This window comes from Nocardioides turkmenicus (genome assembly GCF_011045035.1).
In the GTDB taxonomy this organism is placed as follows: domain Bacteria; phylum Actinomycetota; class Actinomycetes; order Propionibacteriales; family Nocardioidaceae; genus Nocardioides; species Nocardioides turkmenicus.
In genome coordinates, this window is record NZ_JAALAA010000008.1 from 108,391 (window position 1) to 124,514 (window position 16,124).

The 16,124-nt window shown below is 69.1% G+C and carries 16 protein-coding genes; 8 read left to right on the forward strand and 8 right to left on the reverse strand.

The window, feature by feature from the left end; translation table 11 throughout:
• The 5 genes from sufC to G5C66_RS11220 all read right to left on the reverse strand — a co-directional run bounded on the left by sufC (position 1) and on the right by G5C66_RS11220 (position 4,585).
• Complete coding sequence (gene sufC / locus G5C66_RS11200; RefSeq protein WP_165111044.1) at positions 1–759, reverse strand: Fe-S cluster assembly ATPase SufC; 759 nt, start codon at positions 757–759, stop codon at positions 1–3.
• Positions 756–1,937, reverse strand: a complete 1,182-nt coding sequence (gene sufD, locus G5C66_RS11205; RefSeq protein WP_165111045.1) for a Fe-S cluster assembly protein SufD — start codon at positions 1,935–1,937, stop codon at positions 756–758. Before sufD ends, sufC begins: the two co-directional genes overlap by 4 nt.
• Positions 1,937–3,355 (reverse strand): Fe-S cluster assembly protein SufB, encoded by a 1,419-nt coding sequence (sufB, locus tag G5C66_RS11210; RefSeq protein WP_165111046.1) that lies wholly within the window; start codon positions 3,353–3,355, stop codon positions 1,937–1,939. The genes sufD and sufB overlap by 1 nt, the downstream gene beginning before the upstream one ends.
• Positions 3,352–4,083, reverse strand: a complete 732-nt coding sequence (locus G5C66_RS11215; protein WP_165111047.1) for a helix-turn-helix domain-containing protein — start codon at positions 4,081–4,083, stop codon at positions 3,352–3,354. Before G5C66_RS11215 ends, sufB begins: the two co-directional genes overlap by 4 nt.
• A 118-nt stretch (positions 4,084–4,201) precedes the next feature.
• Positions 4,202–4,585 (reverse strand): hypothetical protein, encoded by a 384-nt coding sequence (locus G5C66_RS11220; protein ID WP_165111048.1) that lies wholly within the window; start codon positions 4,583–4,585, stop codon positions 4,202–4,204.
• Between the two features lie 69 nt (positions 4,586–4,654).
• Here G5C66_RS11220 and G5C66_RS11225 point away from each other — a divergent pair, with 69 nt between their 5' ends.
• A complete protein-coding gene (locus G5C66_RS11225) occupies positions 4,655–5,251 on the forward strand; it encodes a methyltransferase domain-containing protein (protein WP_165111049.1) in 597 nt (198 codons plus the stop codon).
• Positions 5,252–5,274: 23 nt separating this feature from the next.
• Here the strand turns inward: G5C66_RS11225 and G5C66_RS11230 are convergent, their stop codons facing one another.
• A complete protein-coding gene (locus tag G5C66_RS11230) occupies positions 5,275–5,745 on the reverse strand; it encodes a PPOX class F420-dependent oxidoreductase (RefSeq protein WP_165111050.1) in 471 nt (156 codons plus the stop codon).
• Positions 5,711–6,352 (reverse strand): VOC family protein, encoded by a 642-nt coding sequence (locus tag G5C66_RS11235; RefSeq protein ID WP_165111051.1) that lies wholly within the window; start codon positions 6,350–6,352, stop codon positions 5,711–5,713. Before G5C66_RS11235 ends, G5C66_RS11230 begins: the two co-directional genes overlap by 35 nt.
• A gap of 259 nt (positions 6,353–6,611) precedes the next feature.
• Here G5C66_RS11235 and G5C66_RS11240 point away from each other — a divergent pair, with 259 nt between their 5' ends.
• Genes G5C66_RS11240 through G5C66_RS11250 form a run of 3 tightly spaced genes read left to right on the forward strand, consistent with a single transcriptional unit; the run spans position 6,612 to position 9,254 of the window.
• Positions 6,612–7,571, forward strand: coding sequence for an ABC transporter ATP-binding protein (locus G5C66_RS11240; RefSeq protein ID WP_478354316.1), 960 nt, complete (start codon positions 6,612–6,614; stop codon positions 7,569–7,571).
• Positions 7,564–8,355: an ABC transporter permease gene (locus G5C66_RS11245; protein WP_165111052.1), complete on the forward strand. Its 792-nt coding sequence runs from the start codon at positions 7,564–7,566 to the stop codon at positions 8,353–8,355. The genes G5C66_RS11240 and G5C66_RS11245 overlap by 8 nt, the downstream gene beginning before the upstream one ends.
• The gene (locus G5C66_RS11250; RefSeq protein WP_206443967.1) at positions 8,352–9,254 is read left to right on the forward strand and encodes a COX15/CtaA family protein; all 903 of its coding nucleotides are present in this window, start codon (positions 8,352–8,354) and stop codon (positions 9,252–9,254) included. The genes G5C66_RS11245 and G5C66_RS11250 overlap by 4 nt, the downstream gene beginning before the upstream one ends.
• A gap of 136 nt (positions 9,255–9,390) precedes the next feature.
• Here G5C66_RS11250 and G5C66_RS11255 read toward each other — a convergent pair whose 3' ends face one another.
• The gene (locus tag G5C66_RS11255; RefSeq protein ID WP_165111054.1) at positions 9,391–10,326 is read right to left on the reverse strand and encodes a heme o synthase; all 936 of its coding nucleotides are present in this window, start codon (positions 10,324–10,326) and stop codon (positions 9,391–9,393) included.
• Between the two features lie 184 nt (positions 10,327–10,510).
• Between G5C66_RS11255 and tkt the strand changes: the two genes are divergently transcribed.
• From tkt to pgl, 4 genes are read left to right on the forward strand one after another with little or no spacing between them, the layout of a single operon-like run.
• A complete protein-coding gene (tkt, locus tag G5C66_RS11260) occupies positions 10,511–12,622 on the forward strand; it encodes a transketolase (protein ID WP_165111055.1) in 2,112 nt (703 codons plus the stop codon).
• Positions 12,623–12,625: 3 nt separating this feature from the next.
• On the forward strand, positions 12,626–13,729 hold the full coding sequence (gene tal, locus G5C66_RS11265) for a transaldolase (RefSeq protein ID WP_165111056.1): 1,104 nt from the start codon (positions 12,626–12,628) through the stop codon (positions 13,727–13,729).
• The gene (gene pgi / locus G5C66_RS11270) at positions 13,729–15,384 is read left to right on the forward strand and encodes a glucose-6-phosphate isomerase (protein ID WP_165111057.1); all 1,656 of its coding nucleotides are present in this window, start codon (positions 13,729–13,731) and stop codon (positions 15,382–15,384) included. The genes tal and pgi overlap by 1 nt, the downstream gene beginning before the upstream one ends.
• Entirely contained in the window at positions 15,381–16,124 is a 744-nt protein-coding gene (gene pgl, locus G5C66_RS11275; protein ID WP_165111058.1) for a 6-phosphogluconolactonase, read from the forward strand. Before pgi ends, pgl begins: the two co-directional genes overlap by 4 nt.

Consider the following 16,124-nt stretch of genomic DNA (forward strand, 5'->3'; position numbering starts at 1 on the left):
TCAGACCCCTGCCGCGACGTACTTCTCGTAGCCGTTGGCCTCCAGCTCCTCGGCGAGCTCGGGGCCGCCGGACTCCGCGATCCGGCCGGCGACGAAGACGTGCACCTGGTCGGGCTTCACGTAGCGAAGGATGCGGGTGTAGTGGGTGATCAGCAGGACCGACTTGGCCTCACGGGCACGGAAGTCGTTGATGCCCTCGGAGACCACCTTGAGCGCGTCGATGTCGAGGCCGGAGTCGATCTCGTCGAGCAGCGCGAAGGCCGGGTCGAGGATGTCGAGCTGGGCGATCTCGTGGCGCTTCTTCTCACCACCGGAGAAGCCCTCGTTCACCGAACGCTGGGAGAAGGACGGGTCCAGGTGCATCTTGTCCATCGCACCGTTGACGTCCTTGACCCACGTACGCAGCTTGGGAGCCTCGCCATCCAGCGCCGTCTTCGCGGTGCGCAGGAAGTTGGCGACGCTCACGCCGGGGACCTCGACGGGGTACTGCATCGCGAGGAAGAGACCAGCCTTGGCGCGCTCGTCGACCGACATCTCCAGGACGTCCTCACCGTCGAGGGTGACGGTGCCGCCGGTGATGGAGTACTTCGGGTGGCCGGCGATCGAGTAGGCAAGAGTCGACTTGCCCGAGCCGTTGGGGCCCATGATCGCGTGGGTCTCGCCGGAGTTGATGGTCAGCGTGACGCCCTTGAGGATCTCCTTGGGACCGTCCTCGGTCTCGACCGAGACCTGCAGGTCCTTGATCTCCAGCGTGCTCATGCGTTGTCCTTCGTGATCAGGGTGTTGATGTTCTTGGCGAGCTCGGCCTCGACCGTGCCGGTCAGCTTCTCCTCGAGCTCGGGGACGCCGATCTGGCGGATCAGGTCGTTGAAGAAGCCGTGCACGACCAGGCGCTTGGCCTCGGTCTCGGAGATGCTGCGGCTCTGCAGGTAGAAGAGCTGCTCGTCGTCGAAGCGGCCGATCGCGGACGCGTGACCCGCGCCCTCGATCTCGCCGGTCTCGATCTCCAGGTTGGGCACGGAGTCGGCCCAGGCACCGTCGGTGAGGATGAGGTTGCGGTTCTCCTCGTAGGTCTCGATGCCCTCGGCCTCCTTGCGGATCAGCACGTTGCCGATCCAGACCGCGTGGGCCTTCTCGCCCTGCAGCGCGCCCTTGTAGACCACGTTGGACTTGGTCTTGGGCGCGGTGTGGTCGACGAAGAGACGGTGCTCGATGTGCTGGCCCGCGTCGGCGAAGTAGAGGCCGAGCGACTCCACGGAGCCGCCGGGGCCGGCGTACTCGGCCGAGAAGTCGTGGCGCACCACGTCGCCGCCGAAGCTCACCGAGACGTGCTTGAGGTTGGCGTCGCGGCCGACCTTGGCGTGCTGGGTGGAGAGGTGGACGGCGTCGTCGGCCCAGTCCTGGACCGAGACGACGGTGAGGTCGGCGCCGTCCTCGACGACGATCTCGATGTTGTCCGCGACGACGGCGGAGCCCTCGAAGACCAGCACGACGGTCGCCTTGGCGAACTTCTCCGCGACGATCACGGCGTGGCCGGCGCCGGCGGTGGCCGAGCCGGTGCCGTGGTGACGGATCACGGTCGCGCCCTCGACCACGGTGTCGGTCGGGATCCGCACGACGGTCGCGCCGGTGCTGGCCGCCCAGGCCCGCGCCGAGACGCGGTCGGTCGGCACCAGCCCGGACAGGCCGCGTACGTCATCGTCGGCCGCCACGGTCTCGACGGTCACGCCCTCGGCCGCCTCGACCTCCACCTTGGTCGCACCGTCGGCGAACGGGGCGTCGTCGTGGATGTCGTGGAGGCGCTTGAGCGGGGTGAACCGCCAGATCTCCTCGCGCCCCTTCGGCACCTCGTGCGCCTCGACGTCGAAAGAGCCTTCGGGGTGGAGGTGGGACTCGACCTTGCCGAGCTCCAGAGCCTCCTGCACAGCTGCGGTCATCAGCCGACCGCTCCTTCCATCTGCAGTTCGATCAGGCGGTTGAGCTCGAGGGCGTACTCCATCGGGAGCTCCTTGGCGATCGGCTCGACGAAGCCGCGCACGATCATCGCCATCGCCTCGTCCTCGGCCATGCCGCGGGACATCAGGTAGAACAGCTGGTCGTCGGAGACCTTCGAGACCGACGCCTCGTGACCCATCGACACGTCGTCCTCGCGGATGTCGACGTAGGGGTAGGTGTCCGAGCGGGAGATCTGGTCGACCAGGAGCGCGTCGCACAGGACGTTGGACTTGGAGCCGTGGGCGCCCTCGTTGACCTGGATCAGGCCACGGTAGGACGTCCGGCCGCCACCACGGGCCACCGACTTCGACAGGATGCTCGAGGAGGTGTTGGGGGCGGCGTGCACCATCTTGGCGCCCGCGTCCTGGTGCTGGCCCTCGCCGGCGAAGGCGATGGAGAGCGTCTCGCCCTTGGCGTGCTCACCCATCAGGTAGACCGCCGGGTACTTCATGGTCACCTTGGAGCCGATGTTGCCGTCGACCCACTCCATGGTCGCGCCCTCCTCGCAGACGGCGCGCTTGGTGACCAGGTTGTAGACGTTGTTGGACCAGTTCTGGATGGTCGTGTAGCGAACGCGGGCGTTCTTCTTCACGATGATCTCGACGACCGCGGAGTGCAGCGAGTCGGACTGGTAGATCGGGGCGGTGCAGCCCTCGACGTAGTGAACGTAGGAGCCCTCGTCGGCGATGATCAGGGTGCGCTCGAACTGGCCCATGTTCTCGGTGTTGATCCGGAAGTAGGCCTGCAGCGGGATGTCGACGTGGACGCCCTTGGGCACGTAGATGAAGGAGCCACCCGACCACACCGCGGTGTTCAGCGCGGCGAACTTGTTGTCGCCGACCGGGATCACCGTGCCGAAGTACTCCTGGAAGATCTCCGGGTGCTCCTTGAGCGCGGTGTCGGTGTCGAGGAAGAGCACGCCCTGCTGCTCCAGGTCCTCACGGATCTGGTGGTAGACGACCTCCGACTCGTACTGCGCGGCGACACCGGCGACCAGGCGCTGCTTCTCCGCCTCCGGGATGCCGAGCTTGTCGTAGGTGTTCTTGATGTCCTCGGGCAGGTCCTCCCAGCTGGTGGCCTGCTTCTCGGTGGACCGCACGAAGTACTTGATGTTGTCGAAGTCGATGTCCGAGAGGTCCGAGCCCCACGTGGGCATCGGCTTGCGGCCGAAGAGCTTGAGGCCCTTCAGGCGCAGGTCGAGCATCCACTGCGGCTCCGACTTCTTGCCGGAGATGTCGCGCACGACGGCGTCGTTGAGGCCACGCTGCGCGGCGGCACCAGCGACGTCGGGATCGGACCAGCCGAACTCGTACTTCCCGATGCCCTTCAGCTCGGGGTTGAGCTCCTCGATGGAGGTCATGTCGTGACCTGCTCCTTCTTCTTCGAAACTTCACCGGACCCGGAGGACCCGGGAGGGATGTGCGTCGTGCAGACACCGTCACCGTGAGCGATGGTGGCCAAGCGTTGTACGTGGGTGCCGAGCAGCTTCGCGATCGCCTCCGTCTCCGCCTCGCAGAGCTCGGGGAACTCCTGGGCGACATGAGCGACCGGGCAGTGCTGCTGGCACAGCTGCTCGCCTGCGTCATGACCGTTGATCAGCGGAAGCTCCTTGACGGAGGCCGCGTAGCCGTTGGCCGTGAACACGTTCGCGAGCACCTGCGCGGGGCTGAGGTCCGTCTCGCCTGCGGCGATCCGGTCCAGTCCCTCCTTGATGAACGCCGCGCGGCGCTCCGCGAATTCCCGCACAGCCTCCTCGCCGGCGACCTCGGAGAGGAACCGGAGCGCCTCGACCGCCAGGTCGTCGTACTTCTTCTCGAAGCCGTCCCGACCCTGGTCGGTGAGCGCGAAGAGCTTGGCCGGCCGGCCCCGCCCACGGGTGGACGCGGTGCGCGGCTCACGCTGCTCCACCGCCTCCTCCTCGGCCAGGGCGTCCAGGTGTCGCCTGACCGCCGCCGGCGTGAGGTCGAGCCTCTTGGCCAGCGTCGCAGCCGTCTGCGGACCGTCGACGAGCAGCGACCGAGCGACCCGCTGGCGGGTGCTCTCCTCGCTGGTCTCTGCGGGCTGCAGAGTGGTCTCGTCGAATTTCACAACACCATTGTGACGTTATTCCCCCAGGCGATTCAACGAAGGCAACCCTTACCTGCCCACAGCGCAGCGAGAACGTGTCGTACGTCACGGCCCCGTCCACACGGCCGCGAACCCGCGATCAGCCTGTGGGCATCCCGTCGAGGGTCGGGGAGGCGAGCGCCGCGACGCCGACGTAGACGGTGTCGGGCGGCAGCCAGCGGGTGCCGCGGTCGGATCGCAGGACCGCGCGGCCGCGTTCGAGGTCGAAGATGCCGACCCGGGTGCGCCCGCCGGAGCGCACGACCGCCACCTCGCCGCGCTTGGGCCGACGCGGGTTGATCAGCAGGTCGGACCCGGGCGGCAGCCCGCGCGAGGTGAGGTGAGCGCCGACGAGACGGTGGACCTGCGTCGTGTCTCCCGGCGCGGACGCAGGTGATCGCCTCACCGGCGCCGATGCCGCCTCGGGAGCGACATCGAACGGCAGCGGTACGTCACGCCGGGACGAGCCGCCAGTCGATCTCATGTTCGAAAGCGTACCGTTCGGCGACGGCACACGGAACCGTCCGTCGCGCTGGGCTGAGAGACTGTGGCCATGACCGTCAACGACCCCACGGACTGGGAGTCCGCGTACGTCCGTGGCACGACCGGCTGGGACCTCGGCGCTCCCCTGGCCTACATCGAGGAGGACGCCGCGCTGTTCGGCGAGCCCGGCACCGCCTTCGCGCCGGGCGCCGGCCGCGGGCACGATGCGGCGGGGCTGGCGGCTGCCGGATGGCGTACGACCGTCGTCGACCTCTCACCCACCGCAGCCGCCCACGCAGCAGAGCGCTACCCGGATCTCACCTATGTGGTCGGCGACGCCCTCGACATCGACGTCGTCCTGGGCGCGACCGGCGGGTCGGTCGACCTGATGTGGGACCACACCTTCTTCTGTGCGCTTCCGCCCGCCTGGCGCGGCCGCGTCGGCGACCTCGCCCGCGCGGTCGTACGCCCCGGCGGGCGAGTCGCGTCGGGGGTCTTCCCCGTCGACCGCCCGACAGAGGAGCCGGGCCCGCCGTGGGCGTACGTCCCCGAGGACATGACCCGCACCCTCGGCCCCGACTTCGACCTGGTCCACCTCACCGAGCCGCGCCGGCTGAGTCCACGGCTGCCGTGGAGCCATCGCCTCGGGATCTGGCAGCGCCGCTGAGTCCGCCCGGCTACGGCACTGGCTCAGGCGAGGCGGGCGGGGAAGCCGCCGGTGGCGACCGGGCCCCAGCGCCTCGGGGTGATCCGGAGGAGGGACTTGCCCTGGTCGACCATGGCCTGGCGGTACTCGTCCCAGTCGGAGTGCTCGCCGGAGATGTTGCGGAAGTAGGTGACGAAGGCGTCCAGGGCCGCCTCTCCCTCGGTCGCGTCGAGCACCTCGGCGTCGCCGTCGACCTGGACCCAGGCGCCGTTCCACTCGTCGGAGAGGACCATCACGCTGACCTGGGGCCGCAGTCGGGCGTTGCGGGTCTTGGCCCGTTCGGGGTAGGTCGCGATGACGATCCGTCCGTCGTCGTCGACGCCCCCGGTGACCGGCGAGAGCTGCGGGGACCCGTCGGCTCTGCTGGTCACCAGGATCATCTGGTGGCGGGGGCGCACGAACTCCAGCAGCCCCTCGAGATCAACGGTCGTGTTCGTCGCGATCGTGCGTGCCATGGTCCCCAGCCTGCCAGGTGAAGCCGTCCGGGTCGGTGAAGGCCTCGCTGCCTCCACCCAGGACGATCCCGTACGCAGCGCTCGGGTCGAGCGGGACGCCGGTCTCCTTCTCCAGGGCGTGCCGGGGGTAGATCGCGAGCTGGACGGCTCCGGGAGCGGCCTCGAACTCGGCGTACTTGCCGCCGAAGCTCCGCTTCACGCCGAGCCCGCGCTCGGCGTAGAACCTCTTGCTCGCCTTGACGTCGGCGACGCCGAGGAGCAGCACGATGTCGTCGATCTCCCGGGTGGCGGGGCCGCGGTTCTTCTTGGCGGAGGTCGCGACCTTCCAGACGGAACCGTCGGGGGCCTGGACGATGCCGCCGTAGCCCCAGAAGGACTTCTCGACCGGCTTGAGGGACGTCGCCCCGGCGGCGAGGGCCGAGTCGACGAGGCTGTCGACGGTCGAGGGCTGGCTGACGACGAGCGAGATCGTGAACGGCCGGCCGGGGCCGGTGCCGGGGCCCTGGCGTACGGAGATCTGGTCGGTGAGGCCGAAGGCCTTCTCGTAGAACGCGCGGGCGTCCGTGGGGTCGGTGGCGTCGAGGGTGATGGTCTGAAGAGTGAACATGTCTTGACCCTAGGAACCCCGGGGCCGCGGGGCTTCTCGATTCCTGACCGGCTCGGTTGTTGCTCTTCTGAGCAGAAATTGTTCCTGAGACACCGCGTCATGGCCCCAGGGGCATCCCGTCTCATCCCCGCGTTGGCCGTCCTTCGGTGGGAGTTGGGCGGCCAACGTCTTTTGTCGGCAGCCTGACAGACAGCTAAGAATCCACAGGATCACCGCCACGCGATTGGGCCGGTGGCACGCGCCTTCTTAGACTGCCGCCGTGGAATCTTCCGTCGCCAGGCCTGCTGTCGAGGTACGCGACCTGCGCATGACCTACGGCGACAAGACGGCCGTCGACGGACTCACCCTGAGCGTCGCGGAGGGCTCGATCACGGCCGTGCTCGGCCCGAACGGCGCCGGCAAGACGACCACCCTGGAGACGTGCGAGGGCTACCGTCGGCCTCAGCAGGGGACGGTCCGCGTCCTCGGGCTCGACCCCATCGCCGACCGCAAGCAGCTGCTCCCCCGGATCGGGGTGATGCTGCAGGGGCAGGGTGCCTGGAGCGGCGTACGCGCCATGGAGATGCTCAAGCACATCGCCCGGCTGCACGCTCATCCCCTCGACGTCGACTCCCTGGCCGAGCGGCTGGGTCTGGGCGAGTGCGGCCGCACCCCCTACCGGCGGCTCTCCGGCGGACAGCAGCAACGGCTCGGCCTGGCGATGGCGCTGGTCGGCCGCCCGGAGCTGGTCTTCGTGGACGAGCCGACCGCGGGGATGGACCCGCAGGGGCGGCGTACGACCTGGGAGCTGCTGCGCGAGCTGCGCGCGGACGGGGTGACCGTGGTGCTGACCACCCACTACCTGGAGGAGGCAGAGGAGCTCGCCGACCAGGTGCACATCATCGACCGCGGCCGGATGATCGCCTCGGGCAGCCCGCTGGAGCTGACCCGCGGCGGCGCGACCGCGACCGTGCGGCTGGTCGTCACCAAGCCGTTCCCACCTGGTGCCCGCGAGTCTCTGCGCGCGGCGCTCGGCGAGGACACCGAGGTGACACTGCTCGACGAGCGGTCGATGCGGGTCACCGGCAAGGCCGACCCGACCACGCTCGCCAAGGTGAGCCGCTGGTGCGAGGAGAACGACGTCCTCCCAGAGTCGCTGACGCTCGGTCGGCGCTCCCTCGAGGATGTCTTCCTCGATCTCACCGGAGGGCTTCTCACGGAGGGGGTCGAGCATGTCTGAGGTGGCCACAGGGACCTTCACCCCCAAGCCTGGCGGCGCCCCGATCACCCGGCAGGTGGTCGCGCAGGCGCTGATGGAAGCGAAGCTGATGCTCCGCAACGGCGAGCAGCTCCTCCTCGCCGTGGTGATCCCGGTGATGGTGCTCATCGGCGGCGTCACCGCCGGCAACGCGATCGAGCTCGACCTCGGCACCGACCGCGCGCTGGTCGACATCCTCACTCCAGGTGTCCTCGCGCTGGCGATCATGTCGACCTCCTTCACCAGCCTGGCGATCGCCACCGGGTTCGAGCGGCGCTACGGCGTGATCAAGCGGCTCGGCGCCTCCCCGCTTCCCCGCACCGGACTGCTCGCCGGCAAGGTGCTCGCGCTCGGCTGCGTACAGCTCGTGCAGCTGTTCATCATCGGCGGCGTCGGCCAGATCCTCGGCTGGACCCCGGCCGCGGGCTTCGGCACCGTCCTCGCCTTCTTCCTCGCGATCGCTGCCGGGACGCTCGCCTTCGCCTCGCTCGGGCTCTTCGTCGCCGGCGTGCTGCGCGCCGAGGCGACCCTGGCCGCGGCCAACCTCATCTACCTGCTTCTCCTCGCCGGCGGCGCCGTGGTGCTGCCCCTGACGGCCTACGGCGCCTACGGCGACGTCGCCCGCTGGCTGCCCTCGGGCGCGCTGGGAGAGGCGGTACGCACCGCCTTCCTCGACGGCGTACCGGCCTGGCGGGACCTCGGCGTACTCCTGATCTGGGCCCTTCTCGGCTCCACCCTCACAGCTAGGACCTTCAAGTGGGAATGACCACCACCGAACCCTCCACCGGCCCGGCTCCCTCGGCCAAGGACAAGGTCCTCGCCTGGCTCCGCGCCCACGCGTTCGGTCTGGCCATCGCCAACCTGGTCGCCAACATCGGGATCGTCGTGACCGGCGCGGTCGTCCGGCTGACCGGCTCCGGCCTCGGCTGCCCGACGTGGCCCAAGTGCACCGAGGAGTCCTACGTGGCTCACGAGGCTCTCGGGATCAACGGGGTCATCGAGTTCGGCAACCGGCTGCTGACCTACGTTCTGGCTGCCATCGCCATCACGGTCGTCGTCGCCGTCTGGAACCGTCGCGGGGTCATCCGCAACCTGGCGATCATCATCGCCTGCGGCGTGCCGCTCCAGGGAGTCATCGGCGGCATCACGGTGCTCACCGAGCTCAACCCCTACGTCGTCGCGCTACACCTGCTCGCCTCGATGGCGATGGTCGGCCTGTGCGTCTGGCTGCTCGACGAGCTCCGCTCGCCCGTGCGCGAGGCGGCTGCGCGCGACGTACGCATCGCGGCCGTGGTCACCTTCGTCGTCGGCTGGCTCTCGCTCTGGCTCGGCACCGTCGTCACCGGCTCCGGCCCCCACTCCGGCGACCTCGACTCCCGGCGTACCGGCCTCGACCCGGCCCTGATGTCCCACGTCCACGCGTACGCCGTCTACGCGCTCATCGCCGCGACGCTGCTCACCCTGTGGCTCGGCCGCAAGCACGCGTACGTCCGTCGGGTCACGATCGTCCTGCTGGTCATCGAGCTCGCCCAGGGCCTGATCGGCTGGGTGCAGTACCTCACCGACCTGCCGGTCGTCCTCGTCGGCTTCCACATGCTCGGCGCCGCCCTCATCTCCGCCGGCCTCGCCCGCGTCCTGGTCTCCACCCGCGCCCACACCGCCTGACCCTGGCAGTCTTCAGCGCCCAGCGCTGAAGCGCTCCTCGTCTGGACGCAGCGCAGTGAGGAGCGCCAGCGACGAACGGAGCGGAGGAAGACGAGGATCAAGCGAAAGCGCTGCGCGAATTGCGAAGCAATCGCAATCAGAACAGCGGGTCTACGGCCAGAGCCACGAAGAGCAGGCTCAGGTAGAGGTTGCTCGAGTGGAAGAGCTGCATCGGGCGGATCTTGGTGAGGTCCTCGGTGCCCTTGGCCCGCGCGTGCAGCTGGTGGGCCTGGACGAGGAAGACGGCGCCGAGGCCGATGGCGGCGACCGGGTAGAGCCAGCCGGTGGAGGCGACGGGCCACATCAGCAGCGAGGTGGCGACCATGACCCAGGAGTAGGCCACGATCTGGCCGCCGACGTGGCGGGCGGACTTGACCACCGGAAGCATCGGGACGTCGACCTGCGCGTAGTCCTCGCGGTAGCGCAGTGCCAGCGCCCAGGTGTGCGGCGGGGTCCAGAAGAAGACGACCATGAACAGGATCAGCGGCTCCCAGGAGACCTGGTTGGTGACCGCGGTCCAGCCGATCAGGGTCGGGAAGCAGCCGGCGATGCCGCCCCAGACGATGTTCTGGGTCGTACGCCGCTTGAGCAGCATCGTGTAGACGAAGACGTAGAACGCGTTGGCGGCCAGGGAGAGGCCCGCGGAGAGCCAGTTCACGAAGAAGCCGAGCACCAGCACCGAGAGCACGGCCAGCACCGACCCGAAGATCAGGGCCGCACGCGGGGTGACCACGTGCCGCGGCAGAGCCCGGCGTCGCGTACGCCTCATCTGCTCGTCGATGTCGCGGTCGTAGACGCAGTTGAAGACCGAGGCCGATCCGGCCGAGAAGATACCGCCGACGACGGTGGCGGCGACCAGGCCGACACCCGGGACGCCCTGCGCGGCGAAGAACATCACCGGCACGGTGGTCAGCAGCAGCAGCTCGATCACGCGGGGCTTCGTCAGGGAGACGTACGCCGAGATGACATCGCGCATTGACGCGCGGTCGCTACGCTGGTCGAGGTCGGGGACCGGCTGTTCGACGTGCGTCACTGAGAAGATCCTTCTCGATCGGGTTGAGGCGTCACATGCGGCTCATGCAAGCAGTTCACAGCATGCGGCTCGCAGTCTAACCCGGGGCGTGAGTAGGCTCGGATTCGGCAGCCCCCCACGGCCAGCCCAAGCAGTTCCAAGTGGACTCTACGAATTTGGCTCTACTACCTTGAAAAGGCACCTCGTGAGCACCAAACCTGTACTCGAGTGGACCGATCTGGACAGCAAGGCCGTGGACACCGTCCGCGTCCTCGCCATGGACTCCGTGCAGAAGGTCGGCAACGGCCACCCTGGCACCGCGATGAGCCTGGCCCCGGCTGCGTACCTGCTCTTCCAGAAGGTGATGAAGCACAACCCGGCCGACACCGACTGGCTCGGCCGTGACCGGTTCGTGCTGTCCGTCGGCCACTCGAGTGTCACCCTCTACATCCAGCTCTACCTCGGCGGCTTCGGCCTCGAGCTCGGCGACCTGGAGAGCCTGCGCACCTGGGGCTCGCTGACCCCGGGCCACCCCGAGCGCGGCCACACCCGCGGCGTGGAGGTGACCACCGGCCCGCTCGGCCAGGGTGTCGCCAACGCCGTCGGCATCGCGATGGCCCAGCGCCGGCTGCGCGGCCTGCTCGACCCGGACACCCCGGTCGACCAACCGAGCCCGTTCGACCACAAGACCTACGTCCTGGCCGGTGACGGTGACCTGCAGGAGGGCGTCAGCGGCGAGGCGAGCTCGATCGCCGGCACCCAGAAGCTCGGCAACCTCACGATGATCTACGACGCCAACCGGATCTCGATCGAGGGTGACACCAACGTCGCGTTCACCGAGGACGTCGCCGCCCGCTACCGGGCCTACGGCTGGCACGTCCAGGAGGTCGACTGGACCCACGACGGCACCGAGTACTCCGAGGACGTGCCGGCGCTGTTCGATGCCATCAACGCCGCCAACGAGGTCACCGACCAGCCGTCGCTGATCGTGCTGCGTACGATCATCGCCTGGCCGGCCCCCAACGCGCAGAACACCGAGGCCGCCCACGGCTCGGCGCTCGGCACCGAGGAGGTCGCCGCGACCAAGAAGGTGCTGGGCTTCGACCCGGACAAGACCTTCGACGTCGACCCCGAGGTGCTCGCCCACACCCGCAAGCTCGTCGAGCGCGGCGAGAAGGCCCAGGAGGACTGGCGCGCCGACAAGGCGGCCTGGGCCGAGGCCAACCCGGAGGGTGCGAAGCTGCTCGAGCGGATGCAGGCCGGGGAGCTCCCCGACGGGATCGAGAAGGCGCTGCCGTTCTTCGAGGCCGACGCCAAGGGCATCGCCACCCGCGCCGCCTCCGGCAAGGTGATCAACGCCCTCGCCCCGGTGCTGCCCGAGCTGTGGGGCGGCTCGGCCGACCTCGCCGGCTCAAACAACACCACCATCTCCGGTGCCCCGAGCTTCGTCCCCGAGGACCGCTCCACCCACGAGTGGAAGGGCGACCCCTACGCCGGCCGCGTCCTCCACTTCGGCATCCGCGAGCACGCCATGGGCGCGATCCTCAACGGCATCGTGGCCCACTCGCCCACCAAGGCCTTCGGCGGCACGTTCTTCCAGTTCTCCGACTACATGCGCGGTGCCGTACGCGTCGGGGCGCTGTCGAAGCTGCCGGTGATCCACGTCTGGACCCACGACTCCATCGGCCTGGGTGAGGACGGCCCCACCCACCAGCCGGTCGAGCACCTCGCCGCGGTCCGGGCCATCCCGGGCCTCGACGTGGTCCGTCCCGCCGACGCCAACGAGACCGCCGCCGCCTGGCTCGAGGTGCTCAAGCACCACGACCGCCCCTCGGCGCTCATCCTGACCCGTCAGGCGCTGCCGACGTTCCCGCGCGGGGTCGACGGCTTCGCCGACACCAGCGGTGTGGCCAAGGGTGGCTACGTACTCCTCGACTCCCCCACCGAGAACGTCGACGTCGTTCTGCTCGGCACCGGCTCGGAGGTGCAGTACGCCGTGGCCGCCCGCGAGGAGCTGGCCAAGGAGGGCATCGGTGCCCGCGTCGTCTCGCTGCCGTGCCTGGAGTGGTTCGAGGCCCAGGAGCAGGACTACCGCGACTCGGTGATCCCGCCCAGCGTCAAGGCGCGGGTCAGCGTGGAGGCCGGCGTGAAGCAGGGCTGGCGGGAGTACGTCGGCGACGCGGGCCGGATCGTCTCGCTCGAGCACTTCGGCGCCTCGGCGTCCGGTTCGCTGCTGTTCAAGGAGTACGGCTTCACCCCGGAGGCGGTCGTCACGGCCGCCAAGGAGAGCCTCGCCGCCATCAACAAGGGAGCATGAAATATGTCTGACCGTCTCAAGGCGCTGGCCGACGCCGGCGTGTCCATCTGGCTCGACGACCTCTCCCGCGAACGGATCGAGACCGGCAACCTCGCTGACCTCGTCAAGGAGAAGTCCGTCGTCGGAGTGACCACCAACCCGACCATCTTCGCCGCCGCGATCGCCAACGGCGAGCGCTATGACGAGCAGCTCCGCTCGCTCGTGGCCGAGGGCAAGAACGTCGACGAGGTCATCTTCGGCCTCACCACCCGTGACGTACGCAACGCCTGCGACATCCTCGCCCCGGTCGCCGAGTCGACCAAGGACGACGGCCGGGTCTCGATCGAGGTCGAGCCCACGCTGGCCAACGACACCGACGCGACCATCGCCTCGGCGAAGGCGCTGTGGGCCGAGGTCGACCGTCCCAACGCGCTCATCAAGATCCCGGCGACCCTGGAGGGCCTGCCGGCGATCACCGCGGTGATCGCCGAGGGCATCTCGGTCAACGTGACCCTGATCTTCTCGGTCGAGCGCTACCGCGCGGTGATGGACGCCTACCTGACCGGTCTGGAGCAGGCCAAGGCGGCCGGCAAGGACCTCTCCACCATCCGCAGCGTCGCCTCGTTCTTCGTCTCCCGCGTCGACACCGAGATCGACAAGCGCCTCGAGGCCATCGGCACCCCCGAGGCCCGCGCGCTGCTCGGCAAGGCCGCGGTGGCCAACGCCATCTCGGCGTACGCCGCCTTCGAGGAGGTCCACAACAGCGAGCGCTGGACCGCTCTGGCCGAGGCCGGAGCGAACGCCCAGCGGCCGCTGTGGGCCTCGACCGGCGTCAAGAACCCGGACTACCCCGACACCCTCTACGTCACCGACCTGGTCGTGGCCGACACGGTCAACACCATGCCGGAGAAGACCATGGAGGCCTTCGCCGACCACGGTGAGGTCAAGGGCGACGTCGTCACCGGCAAGGGGGCCGAGGCCGCTGCGGTCTTCGAGTCGCTGCGCTCGGTCGGGGTCGACCTCGACGACGTCTTCCTCGTGCTCGAGACCGAGGGCGTCGACAAGTTCAAGGCCTCCTGGGTCGAGCTCGTCGACACCGTCAAGGGCCAGATCGAGGCGGTCAAGTAGTGAGCGGGGGCCCGGTCGACGCGACGACGACGGACGCTTGGAAGGCACTCACCGGGCGACGGGACGGCTTGGAGCCGGACCTGCGCTCGTGGTTCGCCGATGACCCCGGCCGGGCCTCACGCTTCACCTTCGAGGCGGCCGATCTCCACGTCGACCTCTCCAAGAACCTCCTCACCGACGAGATCCTCGCCGACCTGCTGGCCCTCGCCGAGCAGGTCGGCCTGGAAGCGCGGCGGGACGCGATGCTCGCGGGCGAGCACATCAACGTCACCGAGGACCGCGCGGTGCTCCACACCGCGCTCCGCCTCCCTGCTGACGCGTCCCTCACGGTCGACGGCACCGATGTCGTGCCCGGGGTCCACGAGACCCTGAAGAAGGTCTTCGCCTTCGCCGACCGGGTCCGGTCCGGCGAGTGGAAGGGTGTCACCGGGGAGCGGATCCGGACCGTCGTCAACATCGGCATCGGCGGCTCCGACCTGGGTCCGGTGATGGCCTACGAGGCGCTGGAGCCGTTCCGCCACCCGGAGATCGAGTGCCGATTCATCTCCAACATCGATCCGACCGACGCGGGACAGAAGCTCAAGGGGCTCGACCCGGCGACCACGCTGTTCATCGTCTCCTCGAAGACCTTCTCGACGCTGGAGACGCTGACCAACGCCCGCCTGGCGCGCGCCTGGCTTCTCGACGCGCTGGGCGACGACGTGGACGCCGCCGACGCCGTGAAGAAGCACTTCGTGGCGGTCTCGACGGCGCTCGACAAGGTCGCGAACTTCGGGATCGACCCGGAGAACGCCTTCGGCTTCTGGGACTGGGTCGGCGGCCGCTACTCGGTCGACTCCGCCATCGGCACCTCCCTGGCGATCGCCATCGGACCCGAGGGCTTCACCGAGTTCCTCGGTGGCTTCCACGCGATCGACGAGCACTTCCGTACGACACCGCTCGCGCGGAACGTACCGGCGCTGATGGGTCTGCTGAACGTCTGGTACGTCAACTTCTTCGACGCTCAGACCCACGCCGTGCTGCCCTACTCCCAGCTGCTGCACCGATTCCCTGCGTACCTGCAGCAGCTGACCATGGAGTCCAACGGCAAGTCGGTGCGGTGGGACGGCACCGCGGTGACGTCGGCGACCGGTGAGGTGTTCTGGGGCGAGCCCGGCACCAACGGCCAGCACGCGTTCTACCAGCTCATCCACCAGGGCACCCGGGTGATCCCGGCGGACTTCATCGCGTTCGCGAACCCCGCCTATCCGCTCGCCGACGGCGACATCGACGTGCACGAGCTGTTCCTGGCCAACTTCTTCGCCCAGACCCAGGCGCTGGCGTTCGGCAAGACCGCCGAGGAGGTGCGCGCCGAGGGCACCGCGGAGAACATCGTCAACGCGCGGGTCTTCTCCGGCAACCGGCCGACCACGTCGATCATGGCTCCGTCGCTGACCCCTGGTGTGCTGGGTCAGCTGATCGCCCTCTACGAGCACATCACCTTCACCCAGGGCGTGGTGTGGGGCATCGACTCCTTCGACCAGTGGGGCGTCGAGCTCGGCAAGCAGCTCGCCCTGCAGATCAGTCCGGCGGTCTCCGGCGACACCGAGACCGCCGAGCAGCAGGACACCTCCACCCAGTCCCTCATCGCCTACTACAGAGAGAAGCGCACGTGACGACCCGCGACGGTCATCCCGAGTCACTCATCGAGGTCCACGACACCGCCGAGGCGCTGGCCTCGGCGGTGGCCGGGGAGTTCCTCAGCCGCCTCGCCGACCTCCAGGCGGCCGGCGACGTACCCACCATCGGCCTCACCGGCGGCACCATCGCCGATGCCATCCACCGCGAGATCGCACGCCTGGCCCCCGAGTCCGGCGTCGACTGGGGCGCGGTCGAGTTCTTCTTCGGCGACGAGCGCTACGTCGCCGCCGACTCCCCCGACCGCAACGCCGGCCAGGCCCGTGCCGCCTTCCTGACCGAGGTCGGCGTCCCCGACCACCGCATCCACGAGATGCCGTCCACCGACTCCGGCCTGAGCGTCGACGAGGCCGCGGCGCAGTTCTCCGAGGATGTACGCAGCCACGGCTCGGGCGGCTTCGACATCCTGATGCTGGGCGTCGGCCCCGACGGCCACATCGCCTCGCTCTTCCCCGGCTTCCCGCAGCTCGACGCGAAGGACGCGATCGCCGTCGGCGTGACCGACTCGCCCAAGCCTCCGCCTGAGCGGATCACCTTCACCTTCGAGGCCCTGCGACGGTCCTCGACCGTCTGGTTCCTGGTCAGCGGCGAGGGCAAGGCCGAGGCGGTGGCCAAGGCCCACGCCGGCGCCCCGGTCAGCGAGATCCCCGCCACCGGCGTCATCGGCACCAACGAGACGACCTGGTTCCTGGACCGCGCGGCCGCGTCCAAGCTCTGA

Bases quoted from the DNA above. Each gene is read 5' to 3' on its own strand.
- G5C66_RS11225 (WP_165111049.1), top strand. From the start codon at position 4,655: ATGACCGTCAACGACCCCACGGACTGGGAGTCCGCGTACGTCCGTGGC.
- sufC (WP_165111044.1), bottom strand. From the start codon at position 759: ATGAGCACGCTGGAGATCAAGGACCTGCAGGTCTCGGTCGAGACCGAG.
- G5C66_RS11230 (WP_165111050.1), bottom strand. From the start codon at position 5,745: ATGGCACGCACGATCGCGACGAACACGACCGTTGATCTCGAGGGGCTG.
- G5C66_RS11235 (WP_165111051.1), bottom strand. From the start codon at position 6,352: ATGTTCACTCTTCAGACCATCACCCTCGACGCCACCGACCCCACGGAC.
- G5C66_RS11220 (WP_165111048.1), bottom strand. From the start codon at position 4,585: ATGAGATCGACTGGCGGCTCGTCCCGGCGTGACGTACCGCTGCCGTTC.
- sufD (WP_165111045.1), bottom strand. From the start codon at position 1,937: ATGACCGCAGCTGTGCAGGAGGCTCTGGAGCTCGGCAAGGTCGAGTCC.
- G5C66_RS11245 (WP_165111052.1), top strand. From the start codon at position 7,564: ATGTCTGAGGTGGCCACAGGGACCTTCACCCCCAAGCCTGGCGGCGCC.
- sufB (WP_165111046.1), bottom strand. From the start codon at position 3,355: ATGACCTCCATCGAGGAGCTCAACCCCGAGCTGAAGGGCATCGGGAAG.
- tal (WP_165111056.1), top strand. From the start codon at position 12,626: ATGTCTGACCGTCTCAAGGCGCTGGCCGACGCCGGCGTGTCCATCTGG.
- G5C66_RS11250 (WP_206443967.1), top strand. From the start codon at position 8,352: ATGACCACCACCGAACCCTCCACCGGCCCGGCTCCCTCGGCCAAGGAC.